Origin of the sequence: Halosolutus halophilus, from assembly GCF_022869805.1 — an archaeon.
GTDB lineage: Archaea > Halobacteriota > Halobacteria > Halobacteriales > Natrialbaceae > Halosolutus > Halosolutus halophilus.
The window spans coordinates 590527-614753 of the sequence record NZ_CP094974.1 but is presented as its reverse complement, the minus strand read 5'-3'; the positions used below and the strand labels follow the sequence as shown (position 1 = coordinate 614753).

Genomic DNA, 24227 nt, shown 5'->3' with positions numbered 1-24227 from the left:
TCCGTGAGGCGCGTGGAAGAAACGCCAACGTCGCGTCTCACGACGCGAACTCTCCATGGGTCGACTACGGTCGGACTCGATGGCTGGCACCGGGGGTGTGGGTGCGACCAGCACCTCGTCTGCCCGGCTACGACTGCGGGTCCAGCGAGGCGCGGCCGACGCCTTTGCCCGCAGACACCTCGAGAGCCGCCTCGAACTCCGCGAGGTCGAACGTCTCGTCCAGGAGGTCCTCGTAGGGATACACGTCGATGGTGTCCGCGAGGAAGCTGAGCGCCTTGCGCAGGTACCAGGGGTCGTACTGCACCATCGCCTCGACCGTGATGGACTCGCGAGTGAGCTGCCCCGGGTCGAAGTCGACGACAGATCCGGGATTGATGTTGCCGACCTCCAGGTACCGCCCGCCCGTTTGCAGGAGCTCGATGCCCTCGGTGAACGCCTCCGGCACGCCCGCAAGCTCCGCTGCGACGTCCGCGCCTTCTCCGTTGGTGAGTTCCATCACTCTCTCGATACGTTCGTCGACACTACTGTATTCGTTCATGTCTACGACATGGTCTGCACCGAACCGTTTGGCCAGCTTGAGCCGATTCCGGGCACCTTCGACGACGATAACCTCTGCCCCTCGCTCGTTCGCGTACGCGGTTGCGTTGAGTCCGAGCCCGCCGGCGCCCTGGATCACCACCGTCTCGTCGTACTCCAGGTCTACTTGATCGAGTCCGAACATAACCTGCGACAGCGCACAGTTAGCCGCCGCGGCCACGCTCGGCACCTCCGTGAGCGCGTCGGGAACCTTGTAGAAGTGCTGGTTCGGGTGGACGTAGTAGTGCGTGCCGTACGTCCCGTGGAAGTGTGGGAACTCCTCAAGTGACTTGGTCTTGTACGAGTACGACTCCTGGCAGTTGTGGAACTCCCCCCGGGCACAGGCACTGCAGTGTTGACAAGTGAGATAGTACACCGGGGCGACGAGGTCGCCGGGTGCGATCTCGTTGCCGGCGTAATCCGTCTCGACGCCTGGCCCGAGCTCGGTGACGCGACAGACCGCCTCATGACCCAGGACCATGTCCACGAAGGGCTCGCCGAGTCGCCCCTCAGAGATGTGCACGTCCGAGCCACACACGTTGGTACGCACCACTTCAGTGACTACGGCGCCGGGCTCAGGCTCCGGCACAGGATGTTCGCGCACCGCAAGTTCCCCTGGTCCGTAAAAGTAGACGACCTCACCGGTTGGCCTGGACGTCTGGCCTTCCGGGTTCGGCTCACCGTCCATGGACGCCCCTCCCGGCCGGTTTCGCCCTCGGTGTGTCAGCCTGGCCTCTCTCGTTCTGGCGGTCGGCGGACGGCCCTCTGGAACGAGCGGCCAGGTGAGGAAGGTGAGGCCGCTGCGGACGCGGTTCCGGTCGTGCGCCTACCGATCGATCTTTCCCTGAAGTTCGGCCGCGCAAGTCCCCCAACATCGCTCTGTTCGTCGGTTCTGGGAATGGTGCTGTCTCGGGATTCACAGCCCATCTGGGGAGGGTCAGCGGCACGAAGGTTCTGCCACACATAGTGGTTCTTATAAGTATCGACGACCGGGCCCGTCTGGAGCAGGTTAGCTGCGAGCTACCCCGTCGAACGGTGCGTGGCCGACCACGCCGTCCACACTCACGCGGACAGGTTTACGTACTTGATGAAGAACTGCATCAGGTCCTTCTCCGCCTTCCGCAGGTGTTGGGAGGCGGTCGTCTTGGCGATCCCCAGGTCGTCCGCGATCTCCTCGAGCGTACAGCCGCGGGGCACGTCGAAGTAGCCGGCCTCGAGGGCCTCGTTGAGGACGCGCCGGCGGCGCGGCGTGACGGTCTCGAACAGCTCCGCCCACTCGGTGACGCTGGGCGTGATGCGGCGCTGAAAGTCCCGTGAGACGTATTCGATCGTCACCGGGCCGAACCGCTCGAGCAGGTCGACGGCCTCCGCGAGGTCTTCTCGCTTCGATAGCAGGAGGTCGAAGGTCTCTCGACCGTCCCGGACCTCGCCGAAGTTCGCCAGCGGGATGAACCCCTCGTGGAGGAGCACCTGGAGTGGGGTGAACTCGAAGTACTGCCCTTTGATGATGACCGTCGCGGTCATCCGATCCGCCCCCTCCACCTCGTATCGTTCGATCACGTCGATTGTGTCCGTCGTCTCGTGTTCTCGAATGACGTCGATAACGGCTTCGCATTCGTGCTCGGCGGCCTCGAGGGCGAACAGCCCGAAATACCGCCGGTCGCGATACGTGGAGGCCAGGAACTGACCGGTGACGTCGTACCGGTCGAGCTCTGCCGTCCAGTCCCCCTCGTATCGGACGCTTAGTTTGGCTGTGAGCATTGGTCTGTAGAGTGCCCCGGCGATAATAAGTGGCCGTGCTCGGGCGGATTACTGCGATGGGATCAGCGTCGCCCGAATGACGTCACGGTTCTCGGAGTGTTCCAGTGCAGCCTCCACGTCCGACAACGGATACTCGGTGTCGATCAGATCGTCGTACGGATAGCTGTCGACCGTCTCCGCAAGCAACTGAAGCGACTCGTAGAGCGTCCAAGGGTCGTACTCGACGGCCGTCGTGACGTCGATAGACTTCCTGGTGAGCTTGCCGGGGTCGAAGTCCACCTCGTGGCCCGGCCGGACGTTCCCCATCTCGAGGTAGCGCCCGCCGGTCCGGAGCAGTTCGATCCCTTCGGTGAACGCCTCCGGGACGCCCGCGACCTCGACGCCGACATCGGCCCCCATTCCGTCGGTAATCTCCTCGACCCGTTCGACGCGCGCCTCTACGGTGTCGTCCTCCCGGAAGTCGATGACGTGGTCGGCACCGAACGCCCTGGCCTGCTCGAGGCGTTCGTCGACACCGTCGACGACGATGGTCTCCGCGCCGTATTCGTTGGCGACTACGGTCGCGTTCAGTCCGAGGCCACCGGCACCCTGGATCACCACCGTCTCGCCGAACTCGAGACCGACCTGATCGAGACCGAACTTTACCTGCGACAGCGCGCAGTTGGCCGCCGCCGCGACGTTCAAGTGCGACTCGAGTTCGTCGGGAATCTTGTAGAAGTGGTTGTCCGGGTAGATGTAGTAGTGGGTGGCCCAGGGGGCGTGAAAGTGCGGCCAGATCTCCGGGGACTTCCCGGTGTGTTCGTAGTCGTTCTCGCAGCGGTAGAACTCGCCGCGGCGACAGAACTCGCAGGCCTGGCAGGTCTGGAAGTAGACCGGCGCGACCAAGTCACCCTCCTCGATCGGAGTGCCGGCGCTGTCGGTCTCGACGCCCTCGCCAAGGTCGGCCACGCGAACGAGCGCCTCGTGACCGAGGACACAGTCCTGGAGGGGATGGTCGCCCTTCCAGACGTGGAGCTCCGACCCGCAAACGTTGGCGCGAACGACCTCGGTCACGACGGCGCCTGGCTCCGGTTCGGGTACCTCGTACTCCCGGAACTCGAGGTCCTTCGGACCATTGATGTAGACGAGTTCGCCCGTCTCGGCCGCCTCGTCCGTCTCGCCAGTTACGTCACCAGAACTGGTCATGCGTCCTCGCTGGTGGCCTCGGCCCGGACGTTCGGAACGTCCTCCGGCACTTCGTCGACGTAGCCCCGGTAGTCGAGGTAGGCACGGAAGGCGACGATCTCGTCGTCGTCGTTGAACTCCATCACGTCACAGAGGGGGACGCCGTCGGCCGACCGGCCGACGGCCGTCTCGCCGTCGAGGTAGCCCTCGCAAACCACGACGTTCCCGTCCTGGTGGAAGGCCTCCATGTGGTGTGCGCCGCCGGTGAAGAACTCGGCGTTATCCTCGTAGAACTGCCGGATCTCCTCCCGGCCACGAACGACCCCGGCTCGCGAGGAGTGGACGACCGGGTCCTCGGCGTACAGCTCGAGGACGTCGTCCGTTCCAGCGTCGGGACTGTCCATCAGCTCGAAATAGCGTTGTGCGACTTCGACGCTCATCCGCAAGTACGTTGCCGCGGACGCCGGATACTGTTTTAGGCAAACATAGTTCGGCGTTTTTAATCAGGGACGACGACCTATTCTGGCGCGATGTTCGCACAGACGTTTTTGACCTGGGTGTAGGCGTCGACAGCAGCCAGCCCCTTCTCGCGGCCGAAGCCGCTCTGCTTGTAGCCGCCGAACGGCGTCTCCTCGCCGCCAGCGAACCACTCATTGATGTACACCTGGCCGGCATCGACGTCCCGGGCGAACCGATGAGCACGGCCGATGTCGCTGGTGTGTATCCCCGCGACCAGCCCGTAGTCGACGTCGTTGGCGATCTCGATTGCCTCTTCTTCGGTGGCGAACTCGATGACCGAGAGGACCGGCCCGAAGATTTCCTCCTGGGCGATCCGCATGTCGTTGTCGACGCCGTCGAAGACTGTCGGCTCGACGAAGTAGCCGTCGCGGTCGAGGGCCTCGCCGCCAACCAGTGGGTCGCCGGCCTCGGTGCGGCCCACCTCGAGGTAGCGCGTCACCTTCTCGAAATGCTCCTCAGAGACGAGCGGCCCCATGTCCGGGTCGAGTTCGCCCGAGTCGATCGACATCTCCTCGATGCGGTCGACCAGTTCGTCCAGGAACGTGTCTTTGACGTCCTCGTGGACGAGGAGCCGGGATCCAGCCGAGCAGACCTGGCCGGCGTTGGCGAAGATGCCGGTTATCGTACTGTCGACGGCCGTGTCGAGATCGGCGTCGGGGTAGACGACGTTCGGACTCTTCCCACCGAGTTCGAGGTGGACGTTCGTGACGTTCTCGACGGCGGTCTTGCCCACCTCGATGCCGGTGGGAACCGAGCCGGTGAAGCTCACGCCGTCGACATCGGGATGCCCAGAGAGGGCCGCGCCGGCCTCAGTGCCGAAGCCGGGGACGACGTTGAGCACGCCGTCGGGGATTCCGACCTCAGAAGCGAGGCGGCCGATCTCGACGGCGGTCAGCGGCGTCTGCTCGGCGGGTTTCACGACGGCGACGTTTCCGGTCGCCAGCGCCGGCGCGACGCTCCGGCCGAAGATGTTGGTCGGCAGGTTCCAGGGGATAATCTGGGCGGTGACGCCTAGCGGTTCGCGCACCGTATAGTCGACGTACTCGTCGGTAAGCGGGATCGAGTCGCCGTGGACCTTGTCGGCTACGCCGGCGTAGTACTCGAAGTAGCGTGCACACGTCTCGACGTCGGCCCGGGCGTGGGACAGCGGCTTGCCGTTGTCTCGGGTCTCGAGTAGCGCCAGGCTCTCTTGCTGGGCGCGGATCTTCTCTGCCAGCGCAGCGAGCAGGCGGCCCCGCTCCTGGGGCGGCATCGATCGCCAGTCTGGGAGGGCGTCTCGCGCTGCTGCGACGGCGCTGTCGACGTCTTCCTCCCGTGCCCGCGAGACCGAGGCGATGACCGATTCGGTCGCCGGATTGACCGTGTCGAACCGCTCCTCAGCCGCTGCCTGGACGGGGTCGCCGTCGATAACCAGGTCGTACGTACTCGTGCCTGACTGGATCGTCATCGAGAGTCAGTTGTGTCTCCACTTGGCATTGCAGTTCTGTTGAACATGTCCAAGGTCTTTGTACCTGGTCGTTCGAGCGTCCTCGCTAGGGCCGCCATCCGGCATCGAATCCGGGCAGCATCGTTCGCGGTCTCTCTCACGCCACAGGAGCGGGGCCGCTCGGTCGAAAGAGGACGGTCAGGCGGGGACGCTGTCGATCGAGACCTGTCCTCCGAGTCGACGCTCGATCATCGCGAACAGCGTGTCTAGCCCGATGGCGAGCAAGGCGCCGGGAACCGCCCCGGCGACCATCTGCTCCATGTTGAAGAGGTTGATGCCCCCGATGACCCACACACCCAGGCCGCCACCGCCGATGAAGAACGCGAGGTAGGCGGTCCCGACGTTGATGACGGCGCTCGTACGGATGCCGGCGAAGATCACAGGAATGGCCAGGGGGAACCGGATCTTCCGGAGGATTTCCATCTCGGTCATCCCCATGCCCTTCGCGGCCTCGACGGTGTCCTCGCTGACCTCGTCCAGTCCGGCGATCGTGTTGATCAGGATCGGTAACAGGGCGTACGCGAACAGGGCGAGGACCGAGGGTTTGAAGCCGAGTCCCAGGATGGGGAACGCGAGCGCGATGATCGCCAGCGTCGGAATCGTCTGGGCGACGTTCCCGAAGCTGAGGATGACCCGTTTCGACCGCTCGTCCCGGATGGCGAAGACGCCGAGCGGCAGTGCTACGGCCAGCGCCAGCACCTCGGCGAGGAGGACCATCGTCAGGTGCTCGCGCAGGAGAACGAGGAACTGGTCGAAGTTCTCCATGAGGAACTGCCAGCCGCCGACAAGGGTGTCGACCGTGCTCACGTCAGGCCACCTCTGTGTCGGTCAGCTTCGGGCCGGCAGTCTCCTCCCGGATGCGCTCCTCGGTCACGACCCCGACCACCTCACCGTCGTCGACGACCGGGATCGCCTCCGTCTCTGCCTGCATGATCCGAGAGAACGCTACCTGGGCACTTTCCTCGGGGCGCACGGGGACGACGTCCGGAGCCACCTCGCCGTCGCTTCCGTTCTCGACGACATCGACGACGTCTTGATGGGCTGACGCCACTTCGGTCTGGTATATCTCCTCGACGCGCGTCACCTGCAGGAGTTTCAGCATTCTGTCGGAGCCGATGAAGTCGGCGACGAACTCACTCCCGGGGTCCTCGAGGATGTTCCGGGGCTCGTCGTACCGAACGAGTTCACCGACGTCGAAGACGGCGATCCGATCGCCCATCTTCAGTGCCTCTTCGACGCTATGGGTGACGAAGAGGATCGTCGTATTGATCTGTTTTTGAATCTCGAGGAACTCGTCCTGCAGGTTCTCGCGGGTGATCGGGTCCAGTGCACCGAAGGGTTCGTCCATGAGGAGGACGTCGGGATCGGCTGCCAGGGCGCGAGCGACGCCGACGCGCTGGCGCTGGCCGCCCGACAGCTCCGGCGGGTACTGGTCACGGTAGCTCTCCGGCGGGAGGTCCATGAGTTCGAGTAGTTCGTCGACGCGGTCGTCGATCCGCTCGCGGTCCCAGTCGAGCAACTTGGGGACCGTCGCGACGTTCTCGTCGACGGTCATGTGGTCGAACAGTCCGATCTCCTGGATGACGTACCCGATGCTGCGCCGGAGCTCGATCTTGTCCTGCTGCTGGACGTCACTGCCGTCGAAGTAGACGGTTCCCTCCGTCGGGTCTTCGAGCCGGTTCACCAGCTTCATCGTCGTCGTCTTGCCACATCCTGACGGGCCGACGAGCACCGTCGTCGTGCCCTCTTCGACCTCGAAGCTCACGTTCTCGATTGCGACTGTGCCGTCTGGATAGACCTTGGTAACGTCGTCGAATTCTATCATTGGTCTCGTCATTGTAGGACTCCCTGTACGAGGCGGGTCGGGAGCGTTCGGTCGATGTCCTCGCCGTTCCGAAGCCGCAGGAACTGCTCGACGACGCCCAGCACGTAATCGACCAGGAGCGCCAAGGCCGACAAGACGATCGTGGCGACCACGATCTGGGACGTGTAGGCGTCTCTGATACCGTCGAAGATCGGCCGACCCAGACCGCCGGCGCCGATGTACGCTCCAATGGCCGCAATGCCGATGAGGATGACCACCGCGTTGCGAACACCCGCCATGATGACCGGGAGCGCGATGGGGAACTGGACGTGCCGGAGGCGCTGCAGACGCGACATCCCGAGTCCCCGTCCGGCTTCGATGGCTGCGGGATCGACCTGCTGTAACCCCACGTACGTATTGCGGATGATGGGGAGCTGGGAGTACATCACCAGCGCGACCACGACCGGCGGGTCGCCGATGCCAAAAATCGGAATCAGCAGGCCGAACAGCGCGATGCTCGGGATCGTCATCATGATGCCGGCCAGCCAGATGACGACCGTCGCCAGGCGATCGTGCGCAGTGATCGCTGCCCCGGTGATGACGCCGATCGGGACGGCGATCCCGATAGAGAGTGCGATGATATCGATGTGCTCGATAGTCAGCTTCACCAGCTCGTCGGAGTTGTTGGCGAGGTACGTCACGAGGTCGGCGACTGTATCCACTAACAGTACCATCGCATTCATCGCGAGGACTGCGTCGATGGGGCTCATATCAGGCCAGGTCGTTGTTCTGGAGGTACTCCAGTGCGACGTCCTCGGCGTTCTCGTTGTCGATCGAGACCCGCTGGTTGAGTTTCCGGATCGTTTCTGTGTCCAGCGAGTTTGCGATCGACTCGAGCGGGTCGACCATCTGGTCGAACTCCTCCAGCGTATCCTGCCGGACGAGCGGTGCCGGGTTGTAGACCGGGAAGAAGCCCTCGTCGTCTTCGAGCACCTGCAGGTCGAACCGGATGATGTTGGGGTTCGTGTTGAAGCCCATGCCGACCTCCGACTCGCCCTCGTTGACGGCCTGGTAGACGAGGCCGGCCTCCATTGCCCTCGTGTCGAGGTCGCTCGCGGCGTCCGCGAAGCCGTAGTGCTCGATCAGTCCCGGCCAGCCGTCCTCGCGATCCTCGAACTCGGCGTCCATGACGATCGTCATGTCGGTGTTGCCGTCGTTGACGTAGTCGGCGAGGCCCGACAGCGACTCGACGCCGGTCTCGTCCTGCCACTCGGTCGTCGTCATGAGGACGTACGTGTTGTTGAACGTCGCGTAATCGAGGAACTCGAGGTTGTGTTCCTCGGGGAACTCCTCGTTCAGGCGCTGGTGGAGTTCGTCCGAGTCGGAAACCACCTCGTCGTGTTGTGGCGGCAACGTCGCCCATGCCGTCCCGGTGTACTCCCAGTAGAAGTCGATGCTGTCGTTCTTGAGTGCCTCGAAGTTCGTGTTGGACCCGCCGAGGGACACCTCATCGACCACATCGAGGTCGGTGTTCTCTGCGAGCCCGTGATAGCCGAGGTAGCCGAGAATCTCCTGTTCGGCGAACTGCTTCGAGCCGACAGTGACACCGCCCCCGCTGCCCGAACTCAAAAGCGAGCTACACCCGGCCAGACCACTGAGACCGATCGCTGTCGCTGCTGCGCTACCATCCCTGAGGAACTTTCGGCGTGTGCCTTGGTTTGCCATGCTGGTCAAATACTCTCTCATAATGGGATATACTTTGCCTCGAACACTTGTAGCGTTTTTTAAGACCTCGTTCGATTTCCGGCGCAATGATGTCTGCAACTAACGGTTTCGGCTGGCATACATTCCACTCCGTCTCGGGACGTTCGACGGTCAAGATCGAGTTGCCCTATGGGATTTGTGTAGCTCCATCGAGGCGATCATTTCTGTGACTTGAAAGTTTCGGACGACACTCTCCCAGTGCCGTTCTGCTTCGGACGACCGGCGACAAGTTGGCACGGTGTTGGTTTTGCGTCTCCTCGAGCCAGTGGGCGAGTCTCGGGAAGGTAAATCCCAATCCTGTTTGCCCATCTCACACGGCTGCCAGCGGTACCACGACGATCGGGACGGGACTGTCGAACAGTACGTCCTGTATCGCGCTCCCGAAGACCGCCTTGCCGACCGGACTGCGCTTTCGGCTGAATATGTACGCCCTGTCCGCGTCGACGTCATCGATAGTCGACAGAATTGCGTCACCTCGATCCTCGTCCACGCTGGCACCGACGACGTTGGTATCGATTCCAGCGGTCTCGAGCGTGCGTGAAGCCATCCGGACAGCCGACTTCCGGGACGCCAGTTCGTCGAGGTCGACAGACTCCGGTGACTGGCCCAGGTTATCGGAGGTGGACGACACGTCTTCGTCGGTGAACGTGTAGAGGAGGACAACCTCCGGATCGGTTTCGACGTCGGCCAGTACCTCTGCGGTCTCTTTGGACCACTTGTCGTGGTCGGGAACCGGAACGAGAATGGTATCCATTACTCGCATAGTTACTGCTCGTGACTGTATGCCGACTGTAAAACATGTGTGTCCTTTATGTACCGGCAATGACCTGCCGTTCGGGGCAGACGTATACACACCTGAGGGGGACGATGAGGTTCTGTATCGACGGAGCGACGGTCACGTCTACGACGCCTACAAGTCACTGTCACCCTCGGCTGCTAGGGCGACGTACGGTGCGAGGAACTCGATGATGCTCTGCTGGACCTTTCGTAGGTGGTTCGACGCGGTCGTCTTGGTGATACCCATTTCCTCGGCCAGTTCGGCCAGCGTGATCTCGCGGGGCACCTTAAAGTATCCCCGCTTGACGGCCAGGCGGAGAATCTCGCGTCGGCGTTCCGGGATGGTCCCCAGCACCTCCTGCCACTCGGCCGCACTGGGAGTAACCTCTCGGCGGAACTCTCTGGTTACGCGCTTGACGGAGACGGCGCCAAAATCCCTGAGCAGGTCGGTCGCGTCCGCCAGTTCCTCGCGGCCCTCCAGCAAAAGGTCGAAACACTCCCTGCCGTTTTCGAGCTTGGTCGATCCGAGCGGGAGAAAGCCCTCGTACATAAGCGTCTGGAGCGGCGTGAACTGCGATAGCTGCCCGCGGACGAAGATCGTGCTGGCGGTTCGACCGGCACTGTCCGCGTCGAACCGCTCGATGACCTGCACCTCGCTGACGTCGTCGTGTCCCTCGATGACTTCGAGTGCCGCGTCAAGGTCGTCCGCCTCGAGCGCGACGAGGCCGATGTAGCGCCGGTTGCGAAACGTGGATGCGAGGAACTCCGCGAACACGTCGTACCGCTGGAGTTGGGCCGTCCAGTCGTCCTCGTACCGGACGCACACCTTTGCCGTTAGCATCACCCCTTACTCGGGCAGTGGGGTACATAAAACACCACCTCGCTCCGGTGGGTCCCAGAGAACGGGACCCGCCGGCCCTCAACCGTGCAACTTCGTCAGCAACTTCTCGACCGATACCCCCGGGTCCTCGACGGCGGCCTCGAATGCCTCGACATCAGCCCCATCGAGCGTCGGCTCGAACAGCGTCCGGAGCTTACGCTCGAAGGCGTCGGGGTCGAGGGGCCGTTCCCGGGCACCTCGCGGCTGGACGGCCTCGTCTGAGGCGACGGTTTCGGCGCCGGTCTCTATCTCGGCACGCGCCAGACACGACGCCGGGAACGCCGCGTCGAGGTCGGGGTCCACGGCGAGTTCGACGGCATCGGCCAGCCGGCGAACCGTCAGGTCCGTCCGCATCGCTTCGCCCAGGGCCGCTGTCGTGAACTCGCCGCGGGCCATCGCTACGGCGACCGGGTAGGGATAGGAGTACTCGGCTTCCTCGACGGTCTCCGGGTGGCGCGTCTGCAGGTGCGTGGCCTCCTCGAAGGTGAATACGCGTATCGTCTCGACGTGGTCCGGTGCCAGGTCGTGCTCCGCCCGGAGCGCCAGGACGGCGTCGAGACCGGGATGGGCCCACCGACAGCAGGGATACGGTTTCAGGTACCCTCGCGTGACCTGGTAGCGTTCGCCGAGGTCCGCCAAAACGGTGACGTCGGTCTCGTCGAAGACCGTCCCCGACCCGGTGAACCCTCGCTTAGCGAGCAGCGCTGCGGCCGTCCCGCTATAGGCGCCCCAGCCGACGCCGTCTTTTGTCATGCCCGGTCGCTCGACGCCTCGCATAATCGGCGTGCGCGGGCCGTGGTACTCGGCGACCGAGAGGGCATCCGCGAAGACTGACCGGTCGAGGCCGCGGAGTCGTCCCACGGCGGCGGCCGCACCCACGCCGCCCCACGACCCGGTGCCGGTGTAGACGCCGTCGGTCGCGTGGATCGCCAGCCCGGCGCGAACGCCGAGTTCGTATCCGACGAAGACGGCGTCGAGGAACTCGCCCACGGTGGCGTCCGCCGCCTCCGCGGCCGCCAGTGCGGCGGGAACGACGACTGCCGCCGGGTGGCCCTTGACCGCCCGGTGGCCGTCGTCGATGTCCAGCGTATTCGCCGCGGTGGCGTTGGCCAGTACCGCCCCCTCGAGAGAGCGGCGTGTGCCCGTTCGGTCGAGGAGTGTCGCCTCCCCGCCGTCGAGTCTGTCGCGGACGTACGCCAGGGTGACGTCGATACCAGGCGTGCGGAATCCCGCGACTGTCGCCGCGAGCGTGTCGAGGACGCGCCGTCGGACGTGGCACCCGACTGCTGGTGGCGCGTCGGCCAGCGTGGCGTCCATCGCGAACGCAACGGCGCGGGCGGTGCTCACGGGTCGTCCTCAGTCGGCGGCGGAGACCTCTTTCTCTTCCCAGTCCTGGACGGCCACGTCGAGGTCGTACAGGTCGATGGCGTTCCCGCCGAGGATCTGGCGCTTCTGGTCCTCACTGGCCCCGATGCAGTCGATCTTCGTCAGGGCGACCGGGATGTTCGAGGAGTGCTCGGCGGCCATCAGCAGGCGGTCGGCGCCGACCTCTTCCATCGCCCGCCGGACGTACATGTTCAGCGCCAGGGTCGTGTCCAAATAGAAGTTCTCATAGCGTTTCGCCAGGATGATCGCCTCCTGGGTGAGCGTGTAGGCACCGCCCATGTGGGCCATCACGATGTCGAGCTCCGGGTAGTCCTCGGCCACCGGGATGAGCATCCCGGGCACGGAGAAGGGCATCCCGTGGGGACCGGTGTGGATCATGACGGGGATATCGTTCTCGACGCAGGCGTCGTAGAAGTCGTAGGCCACGTCGGAGGTGGGGTCGACGCCCCAGGCCAGCGTGTGGAGCTTGGCGTACTTGAAGTCCAGTTCCTCCACACACCGGGTGATCTCCTCGTGGACGAACTCGCGCCCGAGGTGGGCATTGGGCGCGGTAATGCCGAAGATCCGGCCGGGATAGGCCTCGCTCGCCTCGTAAATGCTGTCGTGTACTTCGGTGACGCTCCGGTCATTCTCGCCGCCGAGGGGCATCAACATGCTTGCGTCGACCCGATTCTCGTCCATCGTGTCGATGATTTGGGCGACGCTCTCGCTCCACTGGAAAACGCTGTCCTGGTCGTCATCGGGGTGGCCGATATGGTGGTGTGCGTTGACGATGGGATAGTCTGGCATACAACTACGGTGTTGACTGAGACCCCGCATCAGTCTTCACTCCAACAATATGGAGGGTTTAAAATGGGGTAAACAACAGACTACGCCTCATAGTCCGAGGACGCGAGCCGGCGTCTCCGTCAGCATCGTCCGCACCGCCTCGCGGGGGACGCCTGCCTCCTGAACCTCGCGCGCGAACGTGGCCAGGCCAGACACCGCCGCATTCTCAGCCTGTCCGTAGTCGGTGGCGAGCAGACACCGCTCCGGGCCGATCCGGTTGACGGCGCGCGCGAGGCGGTCGACGGAGTGGTCTGGCGTGCTCTCGACAGCGTACGCACAGTACTCCATGACGGCACCGCGCTCGGCGAGGGCGACTTGGCGTTCCAGGGGCAGGTCGACGAGGCGGAAGCAGGGGTGGTTTACCAGGCACCTGACGCCGGCGGCGTCGCAGGCCTCGACGACGGCGTCGATCTCTTCGGGACTAGCGTGACCCGTCCCGAGCGTCGCGTCGTGTTCGGCGACCAGGTTCACGACGCGCTGGGTCGCCTCGGTCACCTCGCCGTCGCGGGCGACGCGGATCTCCTCGTCGGAACCGGGGACCCGCTGGCCAACGAACCGCGACCGGCCCGCCGCTCGCGCCTGGCTGGCGTGGTTGGCGGCCCAGGCCGTCGGCAGCCAGACGATCCGCGCACCGAGTTCGAGCGCGGTCTCGACGGCGTCCGGGTTCAGCCCGCCAACGGTTCCGTTGAGCGCGACACCGCCGTGGAGGACCGTCGCACCGAGCGCCTCGTTGACCTGGTCGACCCGTCCGACGGTCGGGAGGACGTGGCTCTTGACGACGACGCCGCGCATGCCAGCCTGGATCGCCTCACGAGCGAGCGCCAGGTCCGTCTGATAGCGCTCGACGAGGTCAGGTGCCGTGTGGACGTGACAGTCGATCGCGCCGTAGAGGACATCGTCGGTCATACGACCACCTCCGCGAGGAGTTCGACCGGATGATAAGTATCGACGTCGAAGTCCCCGAGTTGCTGTCTGCAGGACGCGCCCGTCGCGGCGACCACGTCCGACTCCCCGGCCTCGATAGTCTCGACGAGGTCCGCGCCGAGCGTCGTCGAGAGGCCGTAGTGCTCGGTCTCGTAGCCGAACGAGCCCGCCATGCCACAGCAGGTGGCCGCTACCGGTTCAACCCCGTAGCCAACCTGGCGGAGCAGAGCGATCGGTGCGTGGTCCCAGCCCTTGGTGGTCTCGTGGCAGTGGCCGTGGAACGCGACGCGCTCGCCATCGACGGCTTCGCGCAACGCCAGGTCGCCGGTCACCACTCTGTCGTAGAGGAACGTCGAGACCGTCGCTGCCGCGTCGGGAACGCCGGCTGTCTCTTCGAGCAGATCGTCGTACTCGACGAGCGCGCTGGCACAGGACGGCTCGACTGCGAGCACGGGAACGCCATCGTCGACGTAGTCGGCGAGGACGTCGACGGTTTCGGCTGCGTCGCCACGCGCGCGCTCGACCATGCCCTGGGACAGGGCCGGCCGGCCACAGCAGTTCACGGCGGGAACCTCGACGGCGTAGCCGAGACCCTCCAGGAGGCGGACGGCCGCTTTGCCGACCTGGGGGTGGTTGTAGGCCGTATAGCAGTCCGGGTAGAGGACGACCCGGCCGCACTCGCCGGCAGTGGCCGCGGGCTCGCGTGCTGCGACCCACTCCGGGAACGACTCGGCGGCGAATCGGGGGACGGACCGCCGCCGGTCGATGCCGAGTACCTTCTCCATCACGACACGGCCTAGACCGAACGTCGCGAGGCGGTTGGCCAGCGGTGCCAGCGCGCTGCCCAGCCGGTTGAGCGTCCTGACGTTACCGAACAGCCGCGAACGCAGTGGGACCCCACGCTCCTGATGGCGCCGGTGTTTCGCCTCGGTCTTGAGCTTCGCCATGTCGACGCCGGTGGGGCACTCTGTCTCGCAGGCCTTGCAAGCCAGACAGCGGTCCAATACCTCCTCCTGGAACCAATCGCTGGTCAGCGCGTCCTCGCCGAGCTCGCCGTCGATGGCCCCCCGGAGCATGTTAGCGCGACCCCGGGTGCTCGTGACCTCCGTGTCGGCGGCCCGGTAGGAGGGACACATCACGCCATCGCCGGTCGACCGACACTTCGAGCAGCCGTTACACTGTTCGACAAGCGAGCCGAACCCGCCCTCGGCCGAGAAGTCCAGCGCCGTCTCCACCGTCTGCGGGTCGTAGCCCTCGAACCGGAGGTCCTCCGTGACACCAGCGAGATTTCCCTCGGCGTTGGGAACCACCTTCGCTGGGTTGAACACGTCCCGGGGGTCGGCAGCCCGCTTGATCGCGCAAAAAGTCTCGTAGACATCCTCACCGTACATCTGCGGGAGGTACTGGGACCGCAATCGGCCGTCGCCGTGCTCGCCGGAGACACAGCCGCCCAGGTCGAGCACGAGTTCGTGGACCGTCTCCGAGACCGCCTGCAGGCGTTCCCGGTCGGCTTCGGTCGAGAGGTCGAGGAAGGGCTTGACGTGGAGTACGCCCTGGCCAGCGTGACCGAAGACGCTCGCCTCCAGGTCGTGCTCGCGGAGGACGTCTCCGACGCGCTCGAGGTATTCGGGGAGACGCTCGGGTGGCACCGCGGCGTCCTCGACGAACGATAGCGCCTGCTCGTCGCCGGGACGCCGATTCAACAGCGGGTTCGACGCCTTGCGGACCTTCCACAGCACGTCCTGTTTCTCGTCCGACGTCGCCCGCTCGACGCCGACCAGGTCCGCCGTCGTGGCCGCGGCGACGGCCTCGTCGAGCCGGTCCTCCAGGTCCGCCGGCTCGCCTTCTACCTCTATCAGGAGCGCGGCGCCTGCCGCCTCCGGGACGAGGTCGATACCCCAGGCGTCACGGGCGTAACCAAGGACGGCGTCGTCGACGAGTTCGATGGCGCTCGCCTCGGCCGCCCGGGCCGGGACGACCGCAGCCGCGGCATCGACGACGTCGTCGTAGAAACAGAGGGCGGCCGCTCGCGCTGACGGTCGCTCGGTCACCTCGATCGTCACCTCGACGATGAATCCCAGCGTCCCTTCACTGCCGACGAGCAGTTGCGAGAGGTCCGCCCACGACCCGTCGGGTGCCGCGGCCGACTGGAGGTCGTACCCGCTGGAGTTCCGTTCGACGTCGGGATACCGCTCGTCGATCTCCTCGGCCAGTTGTGCCCGGGCATCCAGCACTGTCCGATACAAGTCGCCAACACGGTCGTCCCGGTCTCGTGCCCGCTCAAGTGCCGGCCCCGAGCGGCGCTCGAAGGTCGCGAGGCTCCCGTCGGCGAGGACGCACTCGACGGCGGCGACGTTCTCGCGGGTCGTACCGTGGCGAACCGAGTGGGGCCCGGCCGCGTCGTTGGCGACCATCCCCCCGATCGTGCAAGTGCTCGACGTGCTGGGGTCTGGCGGAAAGTACAGGTCGTGTTCGGCGAGCGCCGCGTTGAGGTCGTCCAGGACGACCCCTGGCTGGACGGTCGCGGTCCCGCGCTCTGGGTCGACCGCCACGATCTCGTTGAGGTATCGGGTACACTCGACCACCAGCCCCTCGCCGATGGCGTTGCCGGTGAGGCTGCTACCGGCGCCACGGGCGGTGAGGCTGACGTTGTTTTCGTGGGCAAACCGAACGATCTCGCGGACGTCGTCGCGGTTGGCCGGCCAGACCACCCCCGCGGGCTCTACCCTGTAGATGCTCGCGTCCGTCGCGTAGAGGGCCCGCGTCGCGTCGCTGGCGTCAACGTCACCGTCGATACGCCTGTCGAGCGCGGCGAGATCCCCCGGCCCGCTGGGACGCGGTTCGCTGTCGATACTCATGGGATGAAAGCTGCAGTTTCAGCCCATTAACCCTCGCGACCCACATGTCCACGGTTTATTCGGGCCGGGGGCGGGGCACTCTAAACGGCCCACATGTTCTCGGGTACGCTCAAGTCCGGAGGCCGCCTACGTAGCCCAGAACCATGCCCGACCCGGACGCCCCGGCCGTCGCGGCCTGCCAGTTCGAACCGACGGTAGGCGACGTCGACGCGAACGTCGAACGGATCGAGCAACTACTGGGGTCGCTTCCTGATTCGGTCGAGCTGGCCGTATTTCCCGAACTCTGCGTGACGGGCTACGACGTTGACGTGGCTGAGGTGCACGCAGCGGAAATCCCCGGACGGCTCACAGATCGGCTGATCGAAGTAGCGGACTCCCATGGGACAACCCTCGTCGTCGGCCTCCCTGAGCGGGACGGCAACGCACTGTACAACGACCTCGTCTGCGTCACGGGCGACGGCGTCACAGCGACGTACCGCAAGCAGTACCTCTGGGGCGACGAGGCAGACCGGTTCGCTACCGGGTCGGCGCCCGTGACCGTCGAAACAACCGTCGGGACTGTCGGCTTCGTCCTGTGCTACGACCTGAACTTTCCCGAGGTGACGCTGGCGTACGGTCGCGCTGAGTGTGACCTCTTAGCGGTCAGCGCAGCCTGGCGCGAGTCCTATCGGTCGGACTGGCGTCTCCTCTGTCGGGCTCGCGGGTTCGACGGCACGTGTTATGTCGTCGGTGCGAATCACGCCGGCGACCAGCGCGGTCGCGTCCACGCCGGCGGAAGCCTCGTTGCCGGCCCCGAGGGCGATATACTCGTGGAGACCGGTGACGGCAAGACGACCGTGGCTGCATCGTTCGACCGGGGACGAATCGCGACCGCTCGCGAGCGGAACCCAGTCCTCGAGACGCGCCGGGCCCGGGAGACCTGAGTCAGGTGTCGCTCGTTTCTTCGAACTCGACGACGTAGGCGTCTTTCCAGAGGTCGACGGTCTCGCCCCGACCGGCGCCTGGCCCGCCAGCGCTCGGCCCCCGCTAAAGTCGTTCTCGTTGGGGGAAGCCGCCGATGTAGACGTTGCCGGTGGCGAAGCTGGAGCTCTTGCGTCGACGTAGGGCGTGACCACTCGCTTCTTCAGCGCCAAACGGACGGGGTATCGGGTCGGCGGCAGGACGAAAACGAATCCGACGAAATCAGTAACGAGGCTCAGAGTGAGAAGGAGGTCACCGTCAAGGGGGTTCGTCGGTGGGGTCCTTTCTCTCCTGGCGGCCTTGCGATGCATCTGGGCCAAGGCATACCGCCATCTACCCGGACGAGCAACATCCCCACCAGTGCCGTTAGGACTCCCAAGAGCACCACCAAGGGCAAGAAAGGAGCATGTCGAGCAGGGGGATCAGGAGCAGGAGCCGATGATTCGATGCATACCCTTCCTTGCGACGTATGCCCCAAACGCATTTCGAGACGAACCGGCGGCAGCGAGCTTTTCGTATGCGGGCGCGACTACCACCAGCGAAAATAGGTATAAATACTGACCCATGTAACCGCCAACCGTAATGTGACCAGCGGGATCACGCCCACCATGGATATCAGGAACGAGTATCGTCTCTTCATCGATGGAGACCCGGTCGAGTCCGTGACGGGTGGCCGATTGCCGATCGTGAACCCGTCCACGGAGACCGAACTCACGACGGTCGCTGCCGGTGACAGTCGAGACGTCGAGAGAGCCGTGGCCGCAGCCCGCGAGACGCTCGCTGACTGGCGGTCCCGACCGCCAGCGGAACGCGGCGAACTGCTCGCCGACGTTGCAGACCGTATCCGGGCCGCGCAGACGGAGCTTGCAGACCTGGAGACGCTCGACACTGGCAAACCCTGGTCTCAGGCACTCGTTGACGTGGACGGCTGCGCCCGCGCCTTCGAGTACTACGCGGGTATCGCCGACAAAATACACGGCGATAGTATCCCGCTCGGCGAGGAGTACGTGGACTACACCGTTCGAGAACCGCTAGGTGTCACCGCCCAGATCATCCCGTGGAACTACCCGATCGGCATCTTCGGCCGATCAGTCGCTCCGGCGCTCGCCGCGGGCAACACAGCGGTCGTGAAGCCGGCCGAGGAGGCGCCCCTCTCGTCGGTCAGGGTCGCCGAGATCGCGGCCGACGCTGGCCTCCCCAACGGCGTTCTCAACGTCGTTCCTGGCCGTGGGGACGAGGCGGGCGCTGCCCTCTCCAGCCACCCCGATGTCGACGGCGTGAGCTTCACCGGATCGGTCGAAACAGGCCGCCAGGTCGGGAAGGCGGCCATGGAGCATCTCGCGCATGTACACCTCGAACTCGGAGGGAAGAGCCCGCTGGTCGTGTTCGGGGACGCCGACCTGGACGCTGCCATCGAGAGCGCTGTCGCCGGGTTGTTCACCTCGAACGCCGGCCAGATCTGCTCCGGGGCCTCCCGCCTGCTCGTCCACGAGGACGTTCACGACGCAGTCGTTGAGCAGCTCGCTGCGCGGGTCGAGTCGCTCACGGTCGGCCCCGGTATGGACGACCCGGACGTGGGCCCACTGATTTCGGCCGACCAACTCGACCGCGTCGCTTCCTACGTCGACGCGGGCCGGCGGGAGTACGGCGGCCCGCTCATCGGAGGCGTCCCGGACCGGACTGGCTACTTCGTCGAACCAACGATCTTCGACGACGTGGACCACGACTCGCGCCTCGCCCAGGAGGAGATCTTCGGGCCAGTGCTCGTTGTGACGACCTTCGCCGACGAGACGGAGGCCGTCGAACTCGCCAACGACGTCGACTACGGGCTCGTCGCCGGGGTGTTCACCGAGGACCTGCGGCGCGCGCACCGCTTCGCTCGCGACGTCCATGCCGGGCAGATATACGTCAACGAGTGGTTCGTGGGCGGGATCGAGACGCCGTTCGGCGGGTACGACAACAGCGGCGTCGGTCGCGAGAAGGGGCTCTCGGCGATCGAGAACTACACGCAGGAAAAGAACGTCGGCATCAACATCAACCCATGAGCCGCCACGACTCCACGCCACGCATCCGGGATAACGACCGGGCAGGAGTTCGGGGCGGGACGCGATTGCCGGGGGGTGCCGGGAGCTCTCTGTGGTCGATCAAACTCGTTCGCGTCGCGACGCTGAATACAACTGGAGGGCCATTCGATCGAACATGACGGAGTTCGTTTCCCCACCGCGCACGTTCACCGGACCAGGCTCTCGGTCCCGGCTCGCGGACCTCGTGCCAGACGACGCGAACGACGTTCACGTCGTGACCGACGAGGGTGTCGCGAACGCTGGTGTCGTCGACGCGGTCCGTGATCACTTGCCGGTCGAGCCGACCGTCCACACGGACGTCCCGTCGAACCCGGACCAGGAGACCGTTCTGTCTCTTTCCGACCGGCTCGTAGCCGCTGACTTCGCCGTGGGGGTCGGTGGGGGGAGTCCGATGGACGCAACGAAGGCTGCGTGCATCGCACCAACCGTTTCGGCGACAACCACTGACCCGCTGGACCTCTCCCCGGAGACCTCCCTGGACCGTCTGGACCGCCGCGTCCCGTTCGTTCTGGTGCCGACGACGTCCGGAACGGGTACCGAAACCGGCTACTGGGCCGTCGTCTCCGACCACGACCGCGCGGAGAAGCGGAGCGTCGGTCACCCCTCGATGCTGGCTGACGCGGCCGTCCTCGACCCCGAACTGACCCTCTCGCTGCCACCAGTCCTGACGGCCGCGACGGGGTTCGACGTGCTCACGCACGCCATCGAATCACTCACCGCCAGTGGCGCGACAGAACTAACACTCCCCTACAGCCGCCACGCCTACGACATCGCGAGGGAGTCACTCAGGACGGCGGTCGCGGACGGCGACGATCTCGCCGCCCGTGAGGCGCTGCAGCAAGCCAGCTATCTGGCCGGTGTCGCGATGAACAACGCCGGGCTGGGTGCCGTCCACGCAGTGAGCCACGCGCTCGGCGGCGTCCACGACCTTCCACACGGCCACCTGAACGCGATGCTCCTCCCGGCGGTCGTCCGCCGTAACGGCGAGCGAGATCCGGGAGCGCGGGCGCGATACGCCACCCTCGTGGAGTCAGCCCGCCCCCCGCACGTGGAGCTCGCCGACCGCGTGGAACGCCTCCGACGCGACGTCGGGTTGCAGCATCTGCCGGACGTCCCCGAGGACTGGCAGCTGGAGGTCGTCGCCGAGACGGCCGTTGATAACCTCAACATGGAGACGAATCCATTCCAGTACGACGAGGACGCCATCGTGTCCATTTGCCGGTATGCGCTCCCGAACACGGCGTAGCCCACCGTCTGGAGCACAGGGAGCGGCAACCGTGCCCAGTTCGTCCCGGGGATCGAGGCCTCCCTGAACGTGAGATTCAACTGAAGCGGTAGCGCCCCGTCTCCAAATACTGAATCTCTGCTCCTATCGCCAGTTAGTCCAATGAGTCGCAAGCGCAGTCGCGCGCCTTCCCTGATTTGGTTTGTGACACGTTCGTGGATTGTGTGAGCGAGTTGGAGGATCGTGTCTGCTTGGCGTTCTGTCGGACGTCGCCCACCGTAGTAACTGTCCGTACGGTTGGTGTCGTACAGTTGTCGGAATTCACGCGTCGTTTCGGCGGAGAGAAGTCCGAGGTCGGTGGCACGATCGTAGCAAGTGGTGTGGTCATGGTAATCAGTGAGATCGTCGCCGCCTTCGGCTAACGCGAAGGCTTCGACCGATCGTTCGGTCGCACCGAAACACAATTCGATGGTAGCAGTGTAGAATCCTTACTCAGCGATCGTATCGACTGCGGCTAGCAACCGACACGCCTTCGCCAACTGGGTTTACCAGTCGGCGTCGGCGTCAATCGCCTCTTCCCGCTTGGGCACACCGTATCCTTCCTCGTTAAACGCGTCGATAGCCACGGTGAGCGCGTCCGTGATGGCCTGCGGGTCGCCTTCTCTACTCATCGAGATCACCGTGGAACACCATCTTTCGGACGCCGTTCAGAATCGTCGCCAACGCGCGTTCCTGGCGCTCGCAGGCGTAGATTTCGGCCGGGTCGGCCAGCGGATCCAGCGCCCCCTTCTCGACGAAGACGCTATCCGACGGCGCAGTCGCCTCGAAGAGGTCGTCGTACTTGCTCATATGGCGGCGTTGCCGGCGGTAGTGGCGTGCCACCAAAGAACGTATCGCATACGTGGTCGGACACTGGCCCCGGTTACGCCGTACGTATTCAGCGAGTGACCTCCGTAGCGGTGTCGTGACGCCGAGTCGGGTTCCGCCGCCCTCCGTCGAACGGGGGTAGCCCCGCCGAGCGACAACTCCGTAGCCACCTGCTCCGCCCCGCTCGTCGGCGACCCACGGGAGAAGCACGCCTGAACCCAGTCTAAGATCCCCTCACTCGAGCGCTCTGACCCGTCGGCTCCGTTCCGTCGCCAAGCGTCCTACGTCACGGGGTCGGTGGATAGAGACAGTATTTATACACTTTGAAAATCGAGTTGATCGGAATTTTTGGTGTCCATGTTAGCATTCACCCGCCTTATCGGCACCAGGAGCAGTCAGGTAGCCGTGTGATGTGAGACGCGAAAGTGTGCGAACGGATACAAGTACGTATCCAGCCCATCCATCTGATCCACCACTTTCGAATACTGTATCTATATATTAGATATGGGGCGAAGTGGTGCCCGATCGACGCTCCACGGGGAGCCAGAACACAGTTCGACAGCCGATCGCCGGGACCCAGCTGGATCAGGGTCCGATCAACCGCACTGACTCGACGGTTACCGCCAGTAGCGGTATTTTGCTGTCGATCCCGACACGAACCGATTCCACCGTCCCCGGCGGTATGCAACGCGCCCACCAGGACGTGCTGAAAGGTTCTTCAGCTCTCTCACAGCGAGATACGACGCCACAGACGGCGTGCATCTCATCGATTCAGCACCGTGGCTCAACATTATACACCACCGGCACGGGATCAGATTTCGAGACGTGAGCCACAGGTATCGGAGCGGCGTCGAACATCTATTCTAAGAGATATAATAACGTACCTCTCAGTTTAGATCTATTTCAGACATGCCGATCGAGCAACCACCGAACCACAGCAGGGGTGTGACGCATTCTGCGGGCATCACGTACCCCGAATACTGCTCGGGTCCCCGAGCAACGCAGGTGGTTCGGTCGGTTTCCAGCGGAACTACGTGTCTGTATGGTCGTTCACGGGAGGCGAGTAGCGGTGGATGGCTCACCACGAGCAGGGCCGGCAGGGAAGCGGCGTGACGGCCTCGCGAAGCCGTCCGGAGACGACAGGTGTCCACGGGGGAGGCCGATCGAACAGCGGCCTCGAGGCAACGGTACCCGGCACGATTGGCGTGATCGGTAGAGCGGTCGAGGAGGGTTGTCCGAAGACGACACGAAGACGATCGTTCGTCGACTCGACGATCACGGGACGGTCCATTCTGGATAGTCGGTCAGCGCGTCCCAGATGCCGGCGAAGACGCCGTCGAGGCCCGCGTATGCGCTCTTTCGCTCGGTTTTTCGGTACGTCCGTATCACGCTCCACGAAACGCTTTTGCGTATGAGTACCCATACATACGACATGAGCAAGAACATCGCAATCTCCGACGACGTGTATCGCGAACTCAAACGCGAGAAGGGAGATCGCAGTTTCAGCGACGTCATTCGAGACCACCTCGACGAGCGTCGCCAACTCGCCGACGTCACGGGCGCGGGCGTCCTCGATCGCGAGACGCACGACGATGTCAAGGCGGATATCGGACAACTGAGTCGCGGGACGCTCGAGGATCTCGACGATGAAACTCTGTGACACGGCGGTACTCGTCGATATCGACCGCGGCGGAGTCGCTGATCGGGTCGCCAGGCTTGACGACGAGGGCCGCCACGCGATCAGTACGGTCACAGTCACCGAACTGCGTCTCGGCGTGAACAAGCGATACACGGACAGTGCGACGCGGCAGGACGCACTCGAGGATCTGGAGCGCCTGCTCGCCCGGTTCGAAATCATAGAGGTCGATCGCGCGGTCGCGATCGCTGCCGCCGACATCATCAGCGAGATGCACCAGCAAGGCACGCCGCTTCATGACCTCCATGACGTCTACATCGGGGCGACGGCAATGGTCGAACAGCTCTCGGTGCTCACTGCGAACGTCGACCACTTCGACCGGATGGACGGCGTCACTGTCGTCGATTGGACGTCCTTTTGAACTCCACCCACTGATGTGGACGCAGCCGACGCAGCGTACTCACGCTCTTCGAACAGTGTCTTGCATCCCGCAAGCGGTGGGACGGGCGTTGACATCGTGTACGGCCTCGCAGTCTGTCGATACCCGAGTTTGAGGTCGCCGATCGCGACCGCGACGCCCAGCGTCGGCCGCCCGCGTCGGTGCGCGATCGTGAGGCCGGCACCCGAGCGCGGGACCACGACGACCACCAGTAAGCGCGCCCGCTGGGAAGCGGCCACACTGCCACGCCAGCGGGGTGTCGAGCAGTTCCGGGCGTTGGGCGGCCAGC

21 protein-coding genes and 1 pseudogene are annotated in these 24227 nt (G+C 64.7%); 5 read left to right on the top strand and 17 right to left on the bottom strand.

Annotation, left to right across the window (positions count from 1 at the left end):
- Positions 1–127: 127 nt before the first annotated feature.
- From MUG98_RS03070 to MUG98_RS03000, 15 genes are all read right to left on the bottom strand, one after another.
- Positions 128–1264, bottom strand: coding sequence for a zinc-binding dehydrogenase (locus MUG98_RS03070; protein ID WP_265110714.1), 1137 nt, complete (start codon positions 1262–1264; stop codon positions 128–130).
- A gap of 374 nt (positions 1265–1638) precedes the next feature.
- Positions 1639–2337 (bottom strand): helix-turn-helix domain-containing protein, encoded by a 699-nt coding sequence (locus MUG98_RS03065; protein WP_265110713.1) that lies wholly within the window; start codon positions 2335–2337, stop codon positions 1639–1641.
- Between the two features lie 48 nt (positions 2338–2385).
- Positions 2386–3522: a zinc-binding dehydrogenase gene (locus MUG98_RS03060; protein ID WP_265110712.1), complete on the bottom strand. Its 1137-nt coding sequence runs from the start codon at positions 3520–3522 to the stop codon at positions 2386–2388.
- Positions 3519–3905, bottom strand: coding sequence for a nuclear transport factor 2 family protein (locus MUG98_RS03055; protein WP_265110711.1), 387 nt, complete (start codon positions 3903–3905; stop codon positions 3519–3521). Before MUG98_RS03055 ends, MUG98_RS03060 begins: the two co-directional genes overlap by 4 nt.
- Positions 3906–4018: 113 nt before the next feature.
- A complete protein-coding gene (locus MUG98_RS03050) occupies positions 4019–5467 on the bottom strand; it encodes an aldehyde dehydrogenase family protein (RefSeq protein ID WP_265110710.1) in 1449 nt (482 codons plus the stop codon).
- A gap of 177 nt (positions 5468–5644) precedes the next feature.
- The gene (locus tag MUG98_RS03045; RefSeq protein ID WP_265110709.1) at positions 5645–6313 is read right to left on the bottom strand and encodes an ABC transporter permease; all 669 of its coding nucleotides are present in this window, start codon (positions 6311–6313) and stop codon (positions 5645–5647) included.
- Position 6314: 1 nt separating this feature from the next.
- Positions 6315–7331, bottom strand: a complete 1017-nt coding sequence (locus tag MUG98_RS03040; RefSeq protein ID WP_265110708.1) for an ABC transporter ATP-binding protein — start codon at positions 7329–7331, stop codon at positions 6315–6317.
- 8 nt (positions 7332–7339) lie between these two features.
- Positions 7340–8080: an ABC transporter permease gene (locus tag MUG98_RS03035; protein ID WP_265110707.1), complete on the bottom strand. Its 741-nt coding sequence runs from the start codon at positions 8078–8080 to the stop codon at positions 7340–7342.
- Between the two features lies 1 nt (position 8081).
- On the bottom strand, positions 8082–8939 hold the full coding sequence (locus MUG98_RS03030) for a glycine betaine ABC transporter substrate-binding protein (protein WP_265110706.1): 858 nt from the start codon (positions 8937–8939) through the stop codon (positions 8082–8084).
- A gap of 445 nt (positions 8940–9384) precedes the next feature.
- Positions 9385–9828: a universal stress protein gene (locus tag MUG98_RS03025; RefSeq protein ID WP_265110705.1), complete on the bottom strand. Its 444-nt coding sequence runs from the start codon at positions 9826–9828 to the stop codon at positions 9385–9387.
- Between the two features lie 156 nt (positions 9829–9984).
- Positions 9985–10692: a helix-turn-helix domain-containing protein gene (locus MUG98_RS03020; RefSeq protein ID WP_265110704.1), complete on the bottom strand. Its 708-nt coding sequence runs from the start codon at positions 10690–10692 to the stop codon at positions 9985–9987.
- 78 nt (positions 10693–10770) lie between these two features.
- Entirely contained in the window at positions 10771–12078 is a 1308-nt protein-coding gene (locus tag MUG98_RS03015; protein ID WP_265110703.1) for an MmgE/PrpD family protein, read from the bottom strand.
- Positions 12079–12087: 9 nt separating this feature from the next.
- On the bottom strand, positions 12088–12906 hold the full coding sequence (locus MUG98_RS03010; RefSeq protein WP_265110702.1) for an amidohydrolase family protein: 819 nt from the start codon (positions 12904–12906) through the stop codon (positions 12088–12090).
- Between the two features lie 87 nt (positions 12907–12993).
- Entirely contained in the window at positions 12994–13851 is an 858-nt protein-coding gene (locus MUG98_RS03005) for an amidohydrolase (protein ID WP_265110701.1), read from the bottom strand.
- Complete coding sequence (locus tag MUG98_RS03000; protein ID WP_265110700.1) at positions 13848–16727, bottom strand: FAD-binding and (Fe-S)-binding domain-containing protein; 2880 nt, start codon at positions 16725–16727, stop codon at positions 13848–13850. The genes MUG98_RS03005 and MUG98_RS03000 overlap by 4 nt, the downstream gene beginning before the upstream one ends.
- Positions 16728–16870: 143 nt before the next feature.
- On the opposite strand from MUG98_RS03000, the gene MUG98_RS02995 reads away from it, so the two are divergent.
- The 3 genes from MUG98_RS02995 to MUG98_RS02985 all read left to right on the top strand — a co-directional run bounded on the left by MUG98_RS02995 (position 16871) and on the right by MUG98_RS02985 (position 21017).
- A complete protein-coding gene (locus MUG98_RS02995) occupies positions 16871–17650 on the top strand; it encodes a carbon-nitrogen hydrolase family protein (protein WP_265110699.1) in 780 nt (259 codons plus the stop codon).
- A 645-nt stretch (positions 17651–18295) separates the two neighbouring features.
- A complete protein-coding gene (locus tag MUG98_RS02990) occupies positions 18296–19732 on the top strand; it encodes an aldehyde dehydrogenase family protein (RefSeq protein ID WP_265110698.1) in 1437 nt (478 codons plus the stop codon).
- Between the two features lie 154 nt (positions 19733–19886).
- On the top strand, positions 19887–21017 hold the full coding sequence (locus tag MUG98_RS02985; RefSeq protein ID WP_265110697.1) for an iron-containing alcohol dehydrogenase family protein: 1131 nt from the start codon (positions 19887–19889) through the stop codon (positions 21015–21017).
- A gap of 133 nt (positions 21018–21150) precedes the next feature.
- Here the strand turns inward: MUG98_RS02985 and MUG98_RS25340 are convergent.
- Positions 21151–21667 (bottom strand): annotated as a pseudogene (locus MUG98_RS25340) (DUF8154 family protein).
- Positions 21660–21845, bottom strand: coding sequence for a hypothetical protein (locus tag MUG98_RS02975; protein ID WP_265110695.1), 186 nt, complete (start codon positions 21843–21845; stop codon positions 21660–21662). The pseudogene MUG98_RS25340 and the gene MUG98_RS02975 overlap by 8 nt, the downstream one beginning before the upstream one ends.
- Positions 21846–23295: 1450 nt before the next feature.
- Between MUG98_RS02975 and MUG98_RS02970 the strand changes: the two genes are divergently transcribed.
- The gene (locus MUG98_RS02970; RefSeq protein ID WP_265110694.1) at positions 23296–23523 is read left to right on the top strand and encodes an antitoxin VapB family protein; all 228 of its coding nucleotides are present in this window, start codon (positions 23296–23298) and stop codon (positions 23521–23523) included.
- A complete protein-coding gene (locus MUG98_RS02965; RefSeq protein WP_265110693.1) occupies positions 23510–23920 on the top strand; it encodes a type II toxin-antitoxin system VapC family toxin in 411 nt (136 codons plus the stop codon). Before MUG98_RS02970 ends, MUG98_RS02965 begins: the two co-directional genes overlap by 14 nt.
- Positions 23921–24227: the final 307 nt, after the last annotated feature.

Excerpts from the sequence above, each read along its gene's own strand:
- MUG98_RS03070 (WP_265110714.1), bottom strand. The coding sequence starts at position 1,264 with ATGGACGGTGAGCCGAACCCGGAAGGCCAGACGTCCAGGCCAACCGGT.
- MUG98_RS03065 (WP_265110713.1), bottom strand. The coding sequence starts at position 2,337 with ATGCTCACAGCCAAACTAAGCGTCCGATACGAGGGGGACTGGACGGCA.
- MUG98_RS03060 (WP_265110712.1), bottom strand. The coding sequence starts at position 3,522 with ATGACCAGTTCTGGTGACGTAACTGGCGAGACGGACGAGGCGGCCGAG.
- MUG98_RS03055 (WP_265110711.1), bottom strand. The coding sequence starts at position 3,905 with ATGGACAGTCCCGACGCTGGAACGGACGACGTCCTCGAGCTGTACGCC.
- MUG98_RS03050 (WP_265110710.1), bottom strand. The coding sequence starts at position 5,467 with ATGACGATCCAGTCAGGCACGAGTACGTACGACCTGGTTATCGACGGC.
- MUG98_RS03040 (WP_265110708.1), bottom strand. The coding sequence starts at position 7,331 with ATGATAGAATTCGACGACGTTACCAAGGTCTATCCAGACGGCACAGTC.
- MUG98_RS03035 (WP_265110707.1), bottom strand. The coding sequence starts at position 8,080 with ATGAGCCCCATCGACGCAGTCCTCGCGATGAATGCGATGGTACTGTTA.
- MUG98_RS03025 (WP_265110705.1), bottom strand. The coding sequence starts at position 9,828 with ATGGATACCATTCTCGTTCCGGTTCCCGACCACGACAAGTGGTCCAAA.
- MUG98_RS03020 (WP_265110704.1), bottom strand. The coding sequence starts at position 10,692 with ATGCTAACGGCAAAGGTGTGCGTCCGGTACGAGGACGACTGGACGGCC.
- MUG98_RS03010 (WP_265110702.1), bottom strand. The coding sequence starts at position 12,906 with ATGCCAGACTATCCCATCGTCAACGCACACCACCATATCGGCCACCCC.
- MUG98_RS03005 (WP_265110701.1), bottom strand. The coding sequence starts at position 13,851 with ATGACCGACGATGTCCTCTACGGCGCGATCGACTGTCACGTCCACACG.
- MUG98_RS03000 (WP_265110700.1), bottom strand. The coding sequence starts at position 16,727 with ATGAGTATCGACAGCGAACCGCGTCCCAGCGGGCCGGGGGATCTCGCC.
- MUG98_RS02995 (WP_265110699.1), top strand. The coding sequence starts at position 16,871 with ATGCCCGACCCGGACGCCCCGGCCGTCGCGGCCTGCCAGTTCGAACCG.
- MUG98_RS02990 (WP_265110698.1), top strand. The coding sequence starts at position 18,296 with ATGGATATCAGGAACGAGTATCGTCTCTTCATCGATGGAGACCCGGTC.
- MUG98_RS02985 (WP_265110697.1), top strand. The coding sequence starts at position 19,887 with ATGACGGAGTTCGTTTCCCCACCGCGCACGTTCACCGGACCAGGCTCT.
- MUG98_RS02975 (WP_265110695.1), bottom strand. The coding sequence starts at position 21,845 with ATGAGCAAGTACGACGACCTCTTCGAGGCGACTGCGCCGTCGGATAGC.
- MUG98_RS02970 (WP_265110694.1), top strand. The coding sequence starts at position 23,296 with ATGAGCAAGAACATCGCAATCTCCGACGACGTGTATCGCGAACTCAAA.
- MUG98_RS02965 (WP_265110693.1), top strand. The coding sequence starts at position 23,510 with ATGAAACTCTGTGACACGGCGGTACTCGTCGATATCGACCGCGGCGGA.